Origin of the sequence: Micromonospora matsumotoense, from assembly GCF_900091525.1 — a bacterium.
In the GTDB taxonomy this organism is placed as follows: Bacteria; Actinomycetota; Actinomycetes; order Mycobacteriales; family Micromonosporaceae; genus Micromonospora; species Micromonospora matsumotoensis.
Map to the genome: position 1 here is coordinate 24,549 of NZ_FMCU01000019.1, position 15,063 is coordinate 39,611.

The 15,063-nt window shown below is 74.0% G+C and carries 16 protein-coding genes and 1 pseudogene; 13 read left to right on the forward strand and 4 right to left on the reverse strand.

Features of this window, described 5'->3' with window-relative positions; all coding sequences use genetic code 11:
• Positions 1 to 15: 15 nt before the first annotated feature.
• From GA0070216_RS27315 to GA0070216_RS36245, 5 genes are all read left to right on the forward strand, one after another.
• A complete protein-coding gene (locus GA0070216_RS27315; RefSeq protein ID WP_091252053.1) occupies positions 16 to 207 on the forward strand; it encodes a hypothetical protein in 192 nt (63 codons plus the stop codon).
• Between the two features lie 68 nt (positions 208 to 275).
• On the forward strand, positions 276 to 725 hold the full coding sequence (locus GA0070216_RS35790; RefSeq protein WP_425413202.1) for a TadE/TadG family type IV pilus assembly protein: 450 nt from the start codon (positions 276 to 278) through the stop codon (positions 723 to 725).
• Between the two features lie 155 nt (positions 726 to 880).
• The gene (locus tag GA0070216_RS27325; protein WP_176739168.1) at positions 881 to 1,351 is read left to right on the forward strand and encodes a TadE/TadG family type IV pilus assembly protein; all 471 of its coding nucleotides are present in this window, start codon (positions 881 to 883) and stop codon (positions 1,349 to 1,351) included.
• A 53-nt stretch (positions 1,352 to 1,404) separates the two neighbouring features.
• Positions 1,405 to 1,779, forward strand: a complete 375-nt coding sequence (locus tag GA0070216_RS27330; protein ID WP_091252267.1) for a hypothetical protein — start codon at positions 1,405 to 1,407, stop codon at positions 1,777 to 1,779.
• Positions 1,780 to 1,912: 133 nt separating this feature from the next.
• Entirely contained in the window at positions 1,913 to 3,232 is a 1,320-nt protein-coding gene (locus GA0070216_RS36245) for a LysM peptidoglycan-binding domain-containing protein (protein WP_091252055.1), read from the forward strand.
• A 205-nt stretch (positions 3,233 to 3,437) separates the two neighbouring features.
• Here GA0070216_RS36245 and GA0070216_RS27340 read toward each other — a convergent pair whose 3' ends face one another.
• Positions 3,438 to 4,277, reverse strand: a complete 840-nt coding sequence (locus tag GA0070216_RS27340) for a Rieske (2Fe-2S) protein (protein ID WP_245722765.1) — start codon at positions 4,275 to 4,277, stop codon at positions 3,438 to 3,440.
• Positions 4,278 to 4,605: 328 nt separating this feature from the next.
• Here GA0070216_RS27340 and GA0070216_RS35800 point away from each other — a divergent pair.
• From GA0070216_RS35800 to GA0070216_RS27355, 3 genes and pseudogenes are all read left to right on the forward strand, one after another.
• Positions 4,606 to 4,752: pseudogene (locus GA0070216_RS35800) on the forward strand (XRE family transcriptional regulator); the annotation flags it as partial.
• Entirely contained in the window at positions 4,743 to 4,934 is a 192-nt protein-coding gene (locus GA0070216_RS27350; RefSeq protein WP_091252057.1) for a DUF397 domain-containing protein, read from the forward strand. The pseudogene GA0070216_RS35800 and the gene GA0070216_RS27350, both read left to right, overlap by 10 nt.
• Before the next feature lie 206 nt (positions 4,935 to 5,140).
• A complete protein-coding gene (locus GA0070216_RS27355) occupies positions 5,141 to 5,896 on the forward strand; it encodes a crotonase/enoyl-CoA hydratase family protein (RefSeq protein WP_091252059.1) in 756 nt (251 codons plus the stop codon).
• A gap of 33 nt (positions 5,897 to 5,929) precedes the next feature.
• Here the strand turns inward: GA0070216_RS27355 and GA0070216_RS27360 are convergent, their stop codons facing one another.
• The 3 genes from GA0070216_RS27360 to GA0070216_RS27370 all read right to left on the reverse strand — a co-directional run bounded on the left by GA0070216_RS27360 (position 5,930) and on the right by GA0070216_RS27370 (position 9,732).
• Entirely contained in the window at positions 5,930 to 7,414 is a 1,485-nt protein-coding gene (locus GA0070216_RS27360) for a dihydrolipoyl dehydrogenase family protein (protein WP_091252061.1), read from the reverse strand.
• Between the two features lie 87 nt (positions 7,415 to 7,501).
• Positions 7,502 to 8,824 (reverse strand): cryptochrome/photolyase family protein, encoded by a 1,323-nt coding sequence (locus tag GA0070216_RS27365; protein ID WP_091252063.1) that lies wholly within the window; start codon positions 8,822 to 8,824, stop codon positions 7,502 to 7,504.
• Positions 8,821 to 9,732 carry a phytoene/squalene synthase family protein gene (locus GA0070216_RS27370; RefSeq protein WP_091252065.1) on the reverse strand — a complete coding sequence of 304 codons (912 nt, stop codon included), beginning with the start codon at positions 9,730 to 9,732 and terminating at the stop codon, positions 8,821 to 8,823. Before GA0070216_RS27370 ends, GA0070216_RS27365 begins: the two co-directional genes overlap by 4 nt.
• A gap of 64 nt (positions 9,733 to 9,796) precedes the next feature.
• On the opposite strand from GA0070216_RS27370, the gene GA0070216_RS27375 reads away from it, so the two are divergent.
• The 5 genes from GA0070216_RS27375 (at position 9,797) to GA0070216_RS27395 (ending at position 14,921) form a co-directional block, all read left to right on the forward strand.
• On the forward strand, positions 9,797 to 10,951 hold the full coding sequence (locus GA0070216_RS27375; protein WP_091252067.1) for a polyprenyl synthetase family protein: 1,155 nt from the start codon (positions 9,797 to 9,799) through the stop codon (positions 10,949 to 10,951).
• A gap of 28 nt (positions 10,952 to 10,979) precedes the next feature.
• Complete coding sequence (crtI, locus tag GA0070216_RS27380; protein ID WP_091252069.1) at positions 10,980 to 12,461, forward strand: phytoene desaturase family protein; 1,482 nt, start codon at positions 10,980 to 10,982, stop codon at positions 12,459 to 12,461.
• A gap of 4 nt (positions 12,462 to 12,465) precedes the next feature.
• A complete protein-coding gene (gene idi, locus GA0070216_RS27385; protein WP_091252071.1) occupies positions 12,466 to 13,140 on the forward strand; it encodes an isopentenyl-diphosphate Delta-isomerase in 675 nt (224 codons plus the stop codon).
• Positions 13,130 to 14,068 (forward strand): MerR family transcriptional regulator, encoded by a 939-nt coding sequence (locus GA0070216_RS27390; RefSeq protein WP_091252073.1) that lies wholly within the window; start codon positions 13,130 to 13,132, stop codon positions 14,066 to 14,068. Before idi ends, GA0070216_RS27390 begins: the two co-directional genes overlap by 11 nt.
• Positions 14,069 to 14,132: 64 nt before the next feature.
• Positions 14,133 to 14,921 carry a polysaccharide deacetylase family protein gene (locus GA0070216_RS27395; RefSeq protein WP_091252271.1) on the forward strand — a complete coding sequence of 263 codons (789 nt, stop codon included), beginning with the start codon at positions 14,133 to 14,135 and terminating at the stop codon, positions 14,919 to 14,921.
• Positions 14,922 to 15,063: the final 142 nt, after the last annotated feature.

A 15,063-nucleotide genomic window follows, 5' to 3' on the forward strand; every position in this document is an offset into this window, starting at 1 on the left:
GAAGGAGCCCTCCCCATGCACCTCGTCACCTTCCTCTACGTCGCCACAGTGGCTCGGCTGGCCGAGCTACGCCGGGAGGCGGATCGGGGCGACAGCCCGGTCCCGACCGCCGTGATCATCGCCGGCCTGGTCACCGCCGGCATCGCGGTCACCGGCATTGTGTTGACCAAGGCCAAGGGCTGGATGGACGGCATCCCGGACAAGTGATCCGCCTTCCCCTGACCTGCGCACGCCGGGACCGGGCGGCCACCACCGCCCAGTCCCGGTGCGAGCCCCTGCGCGCGCCCGAGGCCGGGCGTCGCGGCCCCACCGGGGTCCGAACCGCCGTCCGGGCCGCCCGTCGCAGGCTCACCGCCGGGGGTACGGACCGGGGGGCCAACCCCGTGGAGCTGGCCGTGGTGATGCCGGCGGTGCTGGTGCTGCTCTTCGGCTCCATCCAGATCGCCGCCTGGTTCGTGGCCCGGTCGACGGCGATGCACGCCGCCCAGAGCGGGGTGAACGCGCAGCGGGTCCTCGACGCTCCGGCGGGGGCGGGTGAGGCCCGCGCCAGGCGTTTCCTCGGTGCCGCCGGGGACTGGCTGGTCGGGGCGAGGACCACCTGCGCCACCACCGCCACCGAGGTGACCTGCACGGTCACCGGCAAGTCCCTGAGCGTCATCCCGGCCGTCCGGTTCGACGTCCGGCAGACCGCCCACGGCACCGTCGAACGGTGGACCAACCCGTGACCGCCCACCCGCCCCGGCGCACCGGGCGCGACGTGCTGACCCGGCTCGCCCGAGGACGTGCCCGGGGCGACCGGGCCGTCGTCCACCCCCCGCGATCCGGCAGCCCCGACGGGGTGGTCGGGCAGGCCGCCGGGCGTCACCCGGGCGACATGTCGGTGGACCGGGCGGCGGGGCGTACCCGGGGATCGGTGTCGGTGGAGGTGGCGGTGCTGGCCCCCGCGTTCCTCGCGTTGCTGATGCTGGCCGGGGTGGCCGGCCGGGTCGCCGTGGCCGACGAGGCGGTGGAGGCGGCGGCGCACGACGCCGCGCGGGCCGCCTCGATCGCCCGCGATGCCGGCACGGCGGAGAGCGCCGCCCGGACGGCCGCCCGCCGGCAGCTCGACTGGCGCGGCCTCAACTGCACGAGCGCACCCCAGGTCACGGTCTGGGGGTCGACCAGCAACTCCGACCACACGTCGTTGAGCACGGCGTTCCGGCGGCCGCTCGGCGAGCCGGTGAGCATCTGGGTCCGGGTGCGCTGCACGGTCTCCTTCGCCGGCATGCGCTTCCCCGGGCTGCCGATGGGCGACAAACGGGTCGAGGCCACCTTCGGCTCCCCGCTGGACCGTTACCGGAGCCGGCGGTGACCGCGCGTCCGACCGGCGACGAGGGCCGGATCAGCCTCTTCCTCGCCGTCACCATGATCGGCGTCCTGGCGATCATCGGCGTCGCCTACGACGGCGCGGGTCAACTGCGTACCCTGCAACGCGCCGACGACCTGGCCGCCGAGGCGGCCCGCAGCGGCGGGCAGGTGATCGACCGGGCCGCCGCGATCGAGGGGCGACCCAAGGTGATCGACGAGCCGGGCGCCCGCGCGGCCGTCACCCAATACCTGCGGGGCAACTCCGACGTGACCGGCCAGCAGGTCAGTTTCCCGGTGGTCGCCGGAGAGAAACAGAAACGGGTACGGGTCACCGTCGTCTACCGCCGGCACATGCTCGGCCTGATCGGCATGGACCGCACCGTCACCGTCTCCGGCGAGGCGACCGCACGCTCCCTCACCGACCGCCCATGAGCCCGCTGACCTGGCGGATTCCGTCTGTTGCGCACCCAGACCGTCGGCCCGCTCACCCGGTACCCCCACACCGAGACCGTAGGCCCACTCATCCGGTGTCCCCGCACCGGCAGACCGTAGGAAGGAGGGCAGCATGACCACATCGCGTGGTTCCACCGCCCGACGTACCGGGCAGTTGCTCACCGGCTTCGGATCGCTGGTGGTACTGGTGGCGTTGCTGGTCGGCGCACCGGTCGCCCTGCTCGCCTTCGCCGGCAACCCGCTGCCGGACCACCTGCCCACCCTCACCGAGGTCGGCGCCGTGCTGACCAGTCGGGACGACGGCCAGCTCTTCATCCGGGCACTGGCGCTGGTCGGCTGGTTCGGCTGGGCGACGTTCGCCTTCTCGGTGCTGGTGGAGATGGGTGCCCAGGTCACCCGCCGACAGACGCCCCGGCTGCCCGGGATGAGCCGGCAGCAGCGGGCGGCGGCGGCCCTGCTGGGCTCGGTCGCGCTGATCCTCGCGGCCAGTCCGGCGGCGAGCGCGGCGGTGACGCTGGCCCAGCCGCTCCCGGCCGCCGCCGGCACCGGCGTGGCGACCACGCTGGACACCTCCCGCACCGGGCTCGGCGCCGCCCCCAGCGCCGGCCTCGGTGCCAGCGCCGGTGTCACCCACGGCGCGGTCCCCGGTTCCGGCCTCGGTCCCGTCCCCCGGACCGGCTTCGAGGACGGGAAGTCGACGGCGAAGCCGGTGTACCGGGTGGCCCGGGGTGACTACCTGGGTGAGGTGGCCGAGCGCTACCTGGACGACTTCGACCGCTATCCCGAGGTCGCCCGGCTCAACCACCTGCGCGACGCCGACCGGATCCGGCCGGGTCAGGTCATCAAGCTCCCCACCGAGGCCGACGACACCGGTGCCCGCCGGCACGCCAGTGGCCACCTGGTCCCGGGTACGCCCCGCAAGCCGTCCCCGCGCCCGCCGGTCACCACGCCGGGCACCCCCGGCGGCCATGCCGACCCGCAGCCGGGCGGTCCGGCCTCGCCGACCACCCCGGGCAAGCCCGCCAACCCGGTGGCCCCCGCCACCCCGAAACCGACCGGAAAGGTCGGGCCGGCCACCCCGCAGACCGCCACCCCGCAAACCGCCCAGCCCCCGGCCGAGCGACCCGTCGGGGTGCCACCGGCGATGGCCGCCGGAGCGTCCCGGGCCACCCCGGACGACGCGATCAACCGGCCGCTGGCCGTCTCGGCGGTACTGGCGGTGGCGAGCATCGTCGGCGCGCAGATCGGCGCGGTACTCGGCCTGCGCCGCCGCCCCGCACGGGTGGTGGCCGGCCGCACCTCGGCCGCCCGGATCGCCGCCGCCCGCATGTCCACCAACCGCGCCACCACCGGCCGCACCCCGGGCCGCTCCATGGGCAGCCGCGCCTCCGCCGCCCGCGACCTGGTAACCGGCCGCCACCGCCGCGACTGACCCCCACCCACACTCCTCGCCCCGTCCCGCCGCCCTGCCCCACCCGGCCGACCCAACCCGGCCTTACCCGCCCCGCCCCCGGCCGCCCCGCCCCGGACGGCTCGCCCGGTTGATCAAGAGGTTTGCGTCAAAGTTGATCTCCAGTTTGCCGCAAACCTCTTGATCAACGCTTTAGGGCGAGACGAGACGGGCGAGACGGGTGGGGTTAGGGGAGGCGGGTTTGGAGGGTGCCGTCGACTATCCGGGTGGGGAGGATCTGCTGGTCGGTGGCGGAGGGGCCGTGCACTACCTCGCCACCGTTGAGTCGGAACGCCGAGCCGTGCCAGGGGCAGACCACACAGGCGTGCCCGTCGATCTCCTGCACCTCACCCTCACCGAGCGGGCCGCTCTGGTGCGGGCAGCGCTCCAACATCACGGTGACCTCGTCGCCGTGCCGGTAGAGAATGACCGAGACGTCGTCCACCTCGCGGGTCACCAGCTTTCGCTGCGGCAGCCCCGCCAGCTCGGCCACCGACTGCCATCCGTCGCTCATCCGGTGCAGTTCGGAGACGCTCTGGCTGACCTGCGCCCCCTGCTTGTACGCCAGATGCCCACCGAGGTACGCCCCGGCGCTCGCCGCGCCCAGCCCCAGATAGGCCAGCGCCCGGCCGACGCCGTGTCGGCCGTTCAATCGGGCGGCGAGGGAGCCGGCGTACAGGGTGAGGCCCACGGTGTTGGCGGCGGCGTGGACGAGCCCCACCCGACGCTGGTCCCGGGACAGCTCCGCCCAGTCGTTGAGCCCGGCCACGGCGGCGGGTACCGCGCTCACGGTGCCCAGCGCGACCAGCGTGGTGGCCGCGCGGCGCTGGCCGGGGAGCAGGTCGACCACTGCCGCGCTGATCCAGGCGCCCACCGGCACCTGCACCATCGCGGGGTGCAGCGGGTGGCCCAGAAAGACGCCGTGCAGCAGGTCACGTACCCGCTGCGGGCGGAGGGTCGCCTGGACGGCGCGCTGCAACCGGTCGCCTACCCGGTCCAGCGCGGCGGTCTGTTCGAGTTTCGTCATCAACGCTCGCACGTTCACCGACTTCCCGGCCGAACCGGCGGCAAACCGGGCAGTCGGCACCACTTCGGGTTCCCCGGCTTGATTGACTCAACGGCGGCCAGGTAGCGGTATCCACCCAGCCCGGACTCCGCAACATCCCGCCACCAGCGTCCTCCGGCGGCGGACCCGGAGAGGCTGCACCGATCAGCGCCGGTACGCGGACGCGGACGCCACCAGCGCCACGATCTCCGGGGCGGGCGGGTCTCGGGCCGGGGCGGGCGGGTCTCGGGGTGCCGGTGTCACACCGCGCCGTCCGATCCTCGCGCCCGGGCCCAGCCGAGGAAACGACCTCGACAACCAACTCCAGGGACAGGTAGTTAGCGATCTCGATGACCTCGCGGCCATGATGGCAGCGTGGGAGAACGTGCGCGGCGAAGCGCTGTCCCACTGGCAGTCCGTTGATCTGATCAGAAAGGTGGCCCAGACATGGAACTGAACGACGCACGCTGGCGCAAGAGCACCCGCAGCAGCGGCAACGGCGGAAACTGTGTCGAGGTGGCCGACAACCTGCCCGGAGTCATCGCCGTCCGCGACTCCAAGGACCCCGACGGCCCCACCCTGACCTTCACCCCTGCCGCCTGGCACACCTTCCTCACCCGGATCACCGACCGCCGCTGACCCCGCCCCGCCCGCCGTGCCACCGGGTCGCACCGGCCGGGCCACGCCCCGGCACTACCCGCCCACGGAGATCCCCTCAATGTCGCGCAGATAGCGGTATCAAGCCCCCGGAACCCCGCAACATCGCCCCCACAGCGCCACCCGCAAGCCCGCGCAGCGGGCGGGGCGGGCTGGGCGGTCGGGGCTGGGCGGGGGATGCTGGGGGGATGGCCGTACATGTTTCCCGGGACGGGGCGGTGACCACGGTGATCCTCGACCGGGCGGCGTCGCGCAACGCCGTCGACGGCCCGACCGCGCGGGCGCTCGCCGACGCGTTCCGCGCGTTCGAGGCCGACCCGGACGCCCGGGTCGCGGTGCTGTGGGGCGCGGGGGGCACGTTCTGCGCGGGTGCCGACCTCAAGGCCATCGGCACCCCCAGCGGCAACCGGGTCGAGCCCGACGGCGACGGCCCGATGGGTCCCACCCGGATGTCACTGTCCAAGCCGGTCATCGCGGCGATCTCCGGGTACGCGGTGGCCGGCGGCCTGGAGCTGGCGCTCTGGTGCGATCTGCGGGTCGCCGAGTCGGACGCGGTGCTCGGGGTGTTCTGCCGACGTTGGGGGGTGCCGCTGATCGACGGTGGCACCGTACGGCTGCCCCGGCTCATCGGCGAGGGCCGGGCGATGGACCTGATCCTCACCGGCCGTCCGGTGCCCGCCGACGAGGCCTACGCGATGGGGCTGGTCAACCGGGTGGTCGCGCCGGGTGAGGCACGGGCGGCGGCCGAGCGGCTGGCCGCCGAGATCGCCCGCCATCCGCAGACCTGCCTGCGCAACGACCGGGCGTCGGTGCTGGCCGGCGCCGGCCGGCCCGAGCCGGAGGCGCTCGCCACCGAGTTCGCCTACGGGATGGACTCGCTCACGGCCGACGCGCTGGCCGGCGCGGCCCGCTTCGCCGCCGGCGCCGGCCGGCACGGCGCATGAACCGCGCCGGCCGGCACGGAGAGTGAGCCGGGTTCAGCTCAGGTCGTTCAGGGCGCTCTGGATGGCCCGGTGGAACGTCGGGTACGCATAGATCATGTGCCGGAGCTGGCTGACCGGGACGGCCGCGTGCACCGCGACGACCAGCGCCGAGAGCACTTCCCCACCGGCCGGGCCGACCGAGGTCGCGCCGATCAGCACCCCCTGGTCGGCGTCGGCGATCACCTTGATGAAGCCGCCCGGCTCGCTCTTGTGGATCCAGCCCCGGGTGGACGACGACAGCTCGGTGAAGCCGACCTGCACGTTGATGCCCCGCTCGCGGGCCTGCCGTTCGGTGAGCCCGACCGCGCCCACCTCCGGGTCGGTGAAGGTGACCCGGGGCAGCGCCCGGTAGTCGGCGCGGGGGACGGTGCCGGCGGCGCCGCTCGGGCCGGCCGCGCCCATCGACCCCCCGACCGCGCTGGAAGCGCCCATCGCACCGCCCACCACGCTGGCGGTGCCGCTGGCGTCGGGACCGCCAGCGGCGCGCCGGGCATGATCGAGCACATCGGCGACCACGATCGACGCCTGGTACATGGCGATGTGGGTGAACGCGCCCTCGCCGGTCACGTCGCCGACCGCCCAGATCCCCTCGGTGACGTGCATCCGGTCGTCCACCGGCAGGTAGCGCTGGGTGCCGTCCACCCCGACGGTGTCCAACCCCAACTCTTCCAGGTGGGCCCGGCGACCGGTCACCACCAGCAGCTTCTCGGCGCTGAACGACCGGTCACCGGCGTACACGGTGAAGGTGCCGTCGTCGTGGCCGACGCGTTCGATCCTGACCTCGGTGGCGATCTCCACCCCGTCGGCGCGCAGCGCGGCGGCGGCCACCTCGGACGACTCCGGCTCCTCCAGGGCGAGCACCCGGCCGGACGCCTCCAGCACGGTCACCCCGACCCCGAACCGGGCAAAAACCTGCGCCAGCTCCAGCCCGATCGCGCCGCCCCCGATGATCAGCAGGGTCGCCGGCAGCTCCGCCGCCTCGATCGCCTGGTGGTTCGTCCAGTACGGGGTGCCGGCCAGCCCTTCGATCGGTGGGATCGACGGGCGGGTGCCGGTGCCGAGGACGATGCCCCGCCGGGCCTGGAACACCTGGTCACCGACCCGGACCCGATCGGGGCCGTCGAGCCGGCCGCTGCCGCGCAGGAACCGCCCACCCTTGCCGGTGAACCGGTCCACCGCGGCCTGGTCGTTCCAGGTGTCGGTGGCCTCCTCCCGGATGCGTTTCGCCACCGGCGCCCAGTCGGCCCGGACCTGCGCCGAGCCGGCCAACCCGTCGACCCGTCGGGCCTCGGCCAGGGCGTTCGCCGCCCTGATCATCATCTTGCTGGGGATACAGCCCCAGTACGGGCACTCCCCGCCGACCAGGTCCCGTTCGACGCCGACGACGGTGAGTCCGGCCTCGGCGAGCCGCCCGGCCACCTCCTCGCCGCCCACGCCGAGCCCGACCACGACCACGTCCACCAGTTCCGGCTCTGCCATCCCGCCAGCATTCCGCACGGCCCCGCCCCCGGCCACCGCTCCACCCCGGAATTCCCGCCCCCGTGCACCGGACCGCCCGCCGGTGGGTCAGCGCAGCCAGACCGGGTCGGCGTCGGGGACCTCCAGCGGCGGCGGGTAGTCGAGGGTGCGGCGCACCTCGGGGGGCAGCCGCCACGGCTGGTGCACGGCCTTGCCGGCCACCGCCGCCAGCTCGGGCACCCAGCGGCGGACGTACCCGCCGTCGGGGTCGTAGCGTTCGGCCTGGCGTACCGGGTTGAGTCCCCGGTAGGGGCGGCTGTCGTTGCCGGTGCCGGCCACCCACTGCCAGTTGCCGGAGTTGTTGGGCACGTCCCCGTCGAGCAGCCAGCGGGAGAAGACCCCGAGGCCGGGCCGCCAGTCCAGGCCGAGCACCTTGGTCAGGTAGCCGGCGGTGATCAGCCGGGCCCGGTTGTGCATCCACCCCTCGGCGTGCAGTTGACGCATACCGGCGTCCACGATCGGCATCCCGGTCCGGCCCTCGCTCCAGGCGGTCAGCGCCGCCGCGTCGTACCGCCAGTCCTCGGTGGCCCCACGCCGGTAGGCCTTGGCCGAGATCTCCGGGAAGGCGGCGGTGACCTGGTAGTAGAAGTCCCGCCAGCAGAGCTGCCGGACGAACGGGCTCCCCCGGTCGTCGGCCCGGTTCGCCACCGCAAGCGGGGACAGACAGCCGAACCGCAGGTAGGGGCTGAGCCGGGAGGTCTCGTCGCCGGCCAGGTCGTCGTGGATGTCGTCGTACCGGTGCAGGGTCGGCGACCACTGTGCGAGCCGGCGCTGCCCGACGGCCTCGCCGCCGACCACGGCGTCCGGCGACTCGCCCCTGGGCAGTGCCGGCAGCCGACCGACCGGGACCCCGTCGGGCAGGGTGACCCGCCGGGGCGCGGCCAGCTCCGCCCGCCACTGCGCCCCCGACCAGACCCGGTGGTACGGGGTGAAGACCCGGTAGTGGTCGCCGCCGCCGGGCCGCAGCGCCCCCGGCTCGACGATCGTGACGCCGGGGAAGAGCCGCAGGGCGAGCCGGTGCCGGTCGCACTCGGCGCGCAGCCGGCGTTCCCGGCGGTGGGCGTAGCGGCTGACGTCGGCGGACAGGCCGATCCCCTCGGCACCCACCTCCCGGGCCACCCGGATCGCCTCGGCCACCGGGTCGCCCCGGCGGATCACCAGGTCACCGCCGAGCCCGCGCAGGGTGTCCCGCAGCGCGGCGAGGCACTGGTGCAGGAACCGGGTGCGGTTGGGCGAGTGGTCGGCCAGCGTCGGGTCGAGGACGTACAGCGGCACCACCCGGTCGAAGGCGGCGCAGGCCGTCGCCAGGGCCGGGTGGTCGTGCACCCGCAGGTCGCGGGTGAACAGCACCACCGCCGTACGGCCGCTCACGTCAGCGCCGGGCCGGGCACCACGACCGGGGTGCCGGTACGGGCGAGCAGCGCCTTCGCCGCCACCGACAGCCGACGCCGCTGGGGCACCACGGCCCGCTGGACGAACACGTCGTAGTCCTGGGCGGCGACCTCGTCGAGGATGCCGCCGTAGAGGGCGTACGCGGTGCGCATGCACGCCTGGGAGGCGGGGGCGAGCAGGGTGACGCCCGGCGCGGCGGCGGCGTAGTGGGCCTGGGCGCGGGTCACCTCGTACTCGATCAGGTCACGGATCCGGTCGGTGCTGCGGCCGGTGGCCTGGGCGGCGCGCAGGTCCTCGGGGGTGACGTTGAACTTGGCCAGGTCCTCGTCGGGCAGGTAGGTGCGGCCCCGGTCGAGGTCCTCGGCGACGTCCCGGATGAAGTTGGTCAACTGGAAGGCGAATCCGAGCTGGCGGGCCGGCTCCCGGGCCGCGACCGGGTCGGAGCTGCCGAGGATGGGCAGCATCATGGTGCCGATGACGGCCGCCGAGCCCTCCATGTAGTCGAGCAGGTCGTCATAGGTGGGGTACGACAGGACCGTCAGGTCCATCGCCATGCTGCGCAGGAACGACGCGAAGTCGGTCCGGTCCAGGTCGAACACGGCGATGGTGTGCAGCACCGCCGGCAGCAGCGGGTCGTCGACCGGCTCGCCGTGCAGGCCGGCGACGAAGCGGGAGCCCCAGGCGTCCAGCCGGGCGGCGCGTTCGGCGGGCGGCAGGTCCTCGGTGCGGTCCACGATCTCGTCGGCGTAGCGGGTGAAGCCGTACAGGGCGTGCACGTGTCGCCGTTTCCATGCGGGAAGCAGCCGGGTGGCGAGATAGTAGGTGCGCCCGTGGTGTCTGTGCAGCTCCTGGCAGCGGGCATAGGCAGCGGTGAGATCGGTGTCCACCGGGCCTCCTCTGATTCGACGCAGCAATCGACGCAACTCGTAACCCTAGGGTACGCTCGCCCCCATGGCCAACGACGCAGTTGCGGGTAATGCGCTCCGCGTCGCGCCGGCACAGCCGGGAGCGACGGACGATCCGGTCCACGGCGTACTTGTCGCTTTCGCCCGTGACCTGGTCAACGACGTCGACGACACGTTGTCGGCGTTCCTCACCCGCGAAGTCGACGCACTGACCGAGATCGACGCAGCGATGGGCGGCTTCGCCGCGACGGCACGCGAGTCCGTGCTGGCCGGCGGCAAGCGGGTCCGCCCGACCTTCGCCTACTGGGGCTGGCGGGGCGTGGTGGGCGGCGACGCGCCGCTGCCCACCGTGCTACCCGCGCTGGCCGCCCTGGAGCTGCTGCACACCTTCGCCCTGGTGCACGACGACGTGATGGACGCCTCGGACACCCGCCGTGGCCTGCCCACCGTGCACCGGGCCGCCGCCGCCCGGCACGTCACCGCCGGACACACCGGTGACCCGAGCCGGTTCGGTGAGTCGGTTGCCGTTCTCATCGGCGACCTCTGCCTCGTCTGGGCGGACCGGCTGCTCGCCCACGCCACCGTGCCGCCCGCCCGGCTGCTGGAGGTGCGGCGCTGCTACGACCAGATGCGCATCGAGACCATCGCCGGGCAGTACCTCGACGTGCTCGGCGAGAACGACGCGGCGAACTGGTCGGTGGACCAGGCGCTGCGGGTGGCCCGCTACAAGACGGCCAGCTACACCGTCCAGCGTCCGCTGCTCTTCGGCGCCAGCCTGGCCGGCATCGCGCCCGACGCGCCGCTGATCGCCGCGTACACCCGCTACGGGCTGGCGGTGGGCGAGGCGTTCCAACTCCGCGACGACCTGCTCGGCGTCTACGGCGACCCGGCGGCGACCGGCAAGCCGGCCGGCGACGACCTGCGCACCGGCAAGCCGACCGTGCTGCTGATGCTCGCCCGTCAGCTCGCCACCGGTGGCCAGCGGCGGGCGTTGGAGCGGGCCGGCACCGCCGTCGGCGTCCGCGAGGTGGCCCGGCTGGCCGACATCGTCGCCGACACCGGCGCGGTCGGCCGGGTCGAGCACATGATCTCCGACCGGGTCGCCGACGCGCTCGCCGCGCTGGGGACCGCGTCGATCGACGAGACGGCGCGCACCGCGCTGACCGGTCTCGCCACCGCCGCCACCACGCGGCGGGCATGATGGGCAACTTCGTGAAGGAGGTGGTCGCGTGCGTACCGTGACGGGACGTACGGACCGGGTGGTGGTCGTCGGCGCGGGCCTGGGCGGGCTGGCGTGCGCGCTGCACCTGGCCGGCAGCGGCCGACAGGTGACCGTGCTGGAACGCGAACCGGTGCCCGGCGGACGGGCCGGTCGGCTCAGCGTCGACGGGTACGAGTTCGACACCGGCCCGACCGTGCTCACCATGCCCGACCTGATCGCCGAGGCGCTCGGTGCGGTCGGCGAGGAGCTGTCCGACTGGCTCGACCTGACCCCGATCGACCCCGCCTACCGGGCCTACTACCCGGACGGCTCCACGCTGGACGTGATCACCGACACCACCCGGATGGCGGCCGAGATCTCCCGGGTCTGCGGCCCCCGGGAGGCCGACGGCTACCTGCGGTTCGTCGACTACGCCCGCAACCTGTGGAACTGGGAGCGGGCCGACTTCATCGACCGCAACCTGGACGCCCCGACCGACCTGCTCACCGGCAACCTGCTGAAACTGCTCGCCAGCGGGGCGTTCCGGCGGCTCCAGACAAAGATCAACCAGTTCTTCTCCGACCCCCGCACCCAGCGGATCTTCTCCTTCCAGGCGATGTACGCCGGGCTCTCGCCGCACGACGCGCTGGCCATCTACAGCGTCATCGCGTACCTCGACTCGGTGGCCGGGGTCTACTTCCCGCGCGGCGGCATCCACGCGGTCTCCCGGGGGATGGCCGGCGCGGCCGAGAAGCACGGCGTGCAGATCCGGTACGACACCACGGTCACCCGGGTGGAGACCGCCAACGGCCGGGCCACCGGGGTGGTGACCGCCGACGGCGAGCTGGTCCCGGCCGACGTGGTGGTGCTCAACCCGGACCTGCCGGTCGCCTACCGTGACCTGCTGCCCGGGGGCCGGCAGCGCAAGCTGACCTACTCGCCGTCCTGCGTGGTCCTGCACATCGGATCGACGCAGGGGTATGGGAAGATCGCTCATCACAACATCCACTTCGGGCGGGCCTGGAAGGGCACCTTCGACGAGGTGATCGGGCGCGGTGAGCTGATGAGCGACCCGTCGCTGCTGGTCACCAACCCGAGCCGGACCGACCCGTCGGTCGCCCCGGACGGGCGGCACACCTACTACGTGCTGGCCCCGGTGCCCAACCTCGACCGGGCCCCGTTCGACTGGCGGGGCGACCTGAGCCGGCGCTACGCCGACCAGCTCGTCGCCACGCTGGAGGAGCGCGGGTACGTCGGGTTCGGCGCCGGCATCGAGGTGTTGCGTACGATCACCCCCGCCGAGTGGGAGGAGCAGGGAATGGCTGCCGGTACGCCGTTCGCCGCCGCGCACACCCTCTTCCAGACCGGGCCGTTCCGCCCGTCCAACCTGCACCGGAGCCTGCCCAACGTGGTCTTCACCGGTTCCGGCACCCAGCCCGGTGTGGGCGTGCCGATGGTGCTGATCTCCGGCAAGCTCGCCGCCAACCGCATCACCGGCGCGGGGCGGTGACCGCGTGAAGTCCCGGGAGGGTCACCTCGTCGAGCTGGTCGACGACACCGGCCGGGTGCTCGGTGAGGCCACCGTCGCCGCCGCCCACCAGGCACCCGGACGGCTGCACCGGGCCTTCTCGGTGCTGCTGGTCGACCCGGACGGCCGGGTCCTCCTGCAACAGCGGGCCCCGGTCAAGACCCGGTTCCCGCTGCGCTGGGCCAACTCGTGCTGCGGGCACCCGCTGCCGGGCGAGTCGCTGGCGGAGGCGGCCAACCGCCGGCTCACCGAGGAGTTGGGCGCCGGGCCGGTGTCGCTGACCGAGGTCGGTGTCTACCTCTACTACGCCGAGGACCCGACCACCGGTCGGGTCGAGTTCGAGTACGACCACGTGCTCCGGGCCGACGTGCCGACCGGGCTCACCCTGCTGCCGGACCCGGACGAGGTGTCCGAGCTGCGCTGGGCCGATCCGACCAGGGCGATGGCCGAGATCGACACCGACCCGCGCAGCTACGCGCCCTGGCTCGGCGGAGTGCTGAGCCGCCTGCTCCGCCCGACCCCGACCGGTCCCACCGCTGACCCCACCCTCGCCACTGCCACCGCCGGTCCCACCACTCCCCCCGGCGCCCACGCCGCCGGGTCCGCCACCCCGTCCGGCCGCCGGGTGGACGACGTGTCGGAGCGGTCGGGTGGTCGATGAGCCGCTGAGCGCGGGGGCCGTGGCACGCCGGCTGGGTGTGGCGGTCACCACCCTGCGTACCTGGCACCAGCGCTACGGCCTCGGCCCCAGCCAGCACATTCCCGGTCACCACCGGCGCTACACGCCGGCTGACCTGGCCCGCCTGGAGATCATGCGGAAACTCACCGCCGAGGGGGTCACCCCGGCGGAGGCGGCCCGCTGGGCGAAACAGAGTCCCGGTGTCGCGGTGCGGCTGCCGGCCAGGACCGGCCGGGACGGCGGCGGGCAGACCATCCCGGTCGGCCGGGCCGGACCGGCGGCCCGGGGACTGGCCCGCGCCGCCATGCGGCTGGACGCGGCGGTGATCGGCGACACGATCTCGCACGCGCTGGCCACCGACGGGGTGATCGCCACCTGGGAGGGGCTGCTCCGCCCGGTGCTGGCCGGCATCGGTGAGCGGTACGTGGCGACCGCCGGCCTGATCGACGTGGAACACCTGATGTCCCGGTGTGTCTCCGAGGCGTTCGCCGCCGTCGCCCACTCCGGCCGGGCCGCCGGGCCGGCCCGCATCCTGCTCTCCTGCGCCGACGAGGAGCAGCACACCCTGCCCCTGGAGGCGCTGGCCGCGGCGCTGGCCGAGGCGGGGGTGGCATACCGGATGCTCGGTGCCCGGGTGCCGGTGGCGGCACTGGTCGAGGCGGTCAACCGGACCGGGCCGGCGGCCGTGGTGGTCTGGTCGCACACCCGTCTCACCGCCGATCCGGGGCAGCTCTCCGCCCTGCTCGCGGTGCCCCGCCGGCCGCTGCTGGTGCTCGCCGCCGGGCCGGGGTGGCGGGCCGACACGCTGCCCGCCGGGGTGGTCCGGCCGGTCGATCTGGCCGAGGCGGTGTCACTCGCGCTGGCCGTCCGGGATTCGTTGGACCAGTCGACCGGGGCCGACCGGGCCTGACATATTTCGCTTTCGTGAACTACCGTCGGGGCCGTCCGCGTACCCCCACCCCCCCGGAGTGACGATGCGTTCACGCCCCGTCCTGGCGGTTGCCCTGGGTCTGCTCCTGCTGGTCGCCGGTTGTGGCGATCAGCCCCGGCACGTCCGGCCGGCCGCCGCGCCCGTCCCGACGACCTCCGCGCCCGAGCCGACCCGCACCCCGGCCGCGACACCGCCGCCGACCAGCAAGCCGAAACCCCGGCTGCGGCCCAAGCCGAAGACGCTCCCCGCCGGGTTGCGGAAGGCGACCGGGGTACGCGCGGTGGCGTTGACCTTCGACGACGGCCCCGACCCGACCTGGACGCCGAGGGTGCTCAACCAGCTCCGGGCGGCCAAGGTGAAGGCGACGTTCTGCGTGGTCGGCACCCAGGTCCGCAAGCACCCGGAGCTGGTGGCCCGGATCGTCCGGGAAGGGCACCAGCTCTGCAACCACAGCTGGCACCACGACGTCGACCTGGGCCGCCGGCCGGTCGCCGAGATCCGGGCCGACCTGGTCCGCACCAACCAGGCCATCACCAAGGCCGTCCCGGGCGCGAAGGTGCCGTTCTACCGTCAGCCCGGCGGCCGGTGGACGCCGGAGGTGGTGGCGGTGGCCAAGGAGCTCGGCATGCGTGCGCTGCACTGGACCGTCGACCCCCAGGACTGGGCGAAGCCCACCGCCGGCGTCATCACCGGACGGGTCGAGGGTGCCGCCCGCCCCGGCGCGGTGGTGCTGATGCACGACGGCGGGGGTGACCGGAGCCGCACAGTGGGCGCCGTTCCGCACGTCATCGGCGACCTGAAGCGCCGTTTCGGGATCGCGCCACCTCGCTGAGCTGCTGCTTTGTCCGGCCGCGCCCCGCCGGGCATACCGGTTTGGCCGACCGCCGGGGCATGACATATGCTTCTCATGCCTCCGGCGGGGCCGGATGGGAGCAAGTCCGCTTGAAGTTGCGAGTGTGCAATGATGGCGGGGC

Excerpts from the sequence above, each read along its gene's own strand:
- GA0070216_RS27330 (WP_091252267.1), top strand. The coding sequence starts at position 1,405 with ATGATCGGCGTCCTGGCGATCATCGGCGTCGCCTACGACGGCGCGGGT.
- GA0070216_RS27375 (WP_091252067.1), top strand. The coding sequence starts at position 9,797 with ATGGCCAACGACGCAGTTGCGGGTAATGCGCTCCGCGTCGCGCCGGCA.
- GA0070216_RS27315 (WP_091252053.1), top strand. The coding sequence starts at position 16 with ATGCACCTCGTCACCTTCCTCTACGTCGCCACAGTGGCTCGGCTGGCC.
- GA0070216_RS27355 (WP_091252059.1), top strand. The coding sequence starts at position 5,141 with ATGGCCGTACATGTTTCCCGGGACGGGGCGGTGACCACGGTGATCCTC.
- GA0070216_RS27340 (WP_245722765.1), bottom strand. The coding sequence starts at position 4,277 with ATGACGAAACTCGAACAGACCGCCGCGCTGGACCGGGTAGGCGACCGG.
- GA0070216_RS36245 (WP_091252055.1), top strand. The coding sequence starts at position 1,913 with ATGACCACATCGCGTGGTTCCACCGCCCGACGTACCGGGCAGTTGCTC.
- GA0070216_RS27350 (WP_091252057.1), top strand. The coding sequence starts at position 4,743 with ATGGAACTGAACGACGCACGCTGGCGCAAGAGCACCCGCAGCAGCGGC.
- GA0070216_RS27360 (WP_091252061.1), bottom strand. The coding sequence starts at position 7,414 with ATGGCAGAGCCGGAACTGGTGGACGTGGTCGTGGTCGGGCTCGGCGTG.
- GA0070216_RS27395 (WP_091252271.1), top strand. The coding sequence starts at position 14,133 with ATGCGTTCACGCCCCGTCCTGGCGGTTGCCCTGGGTCTGCTCCTGCTG.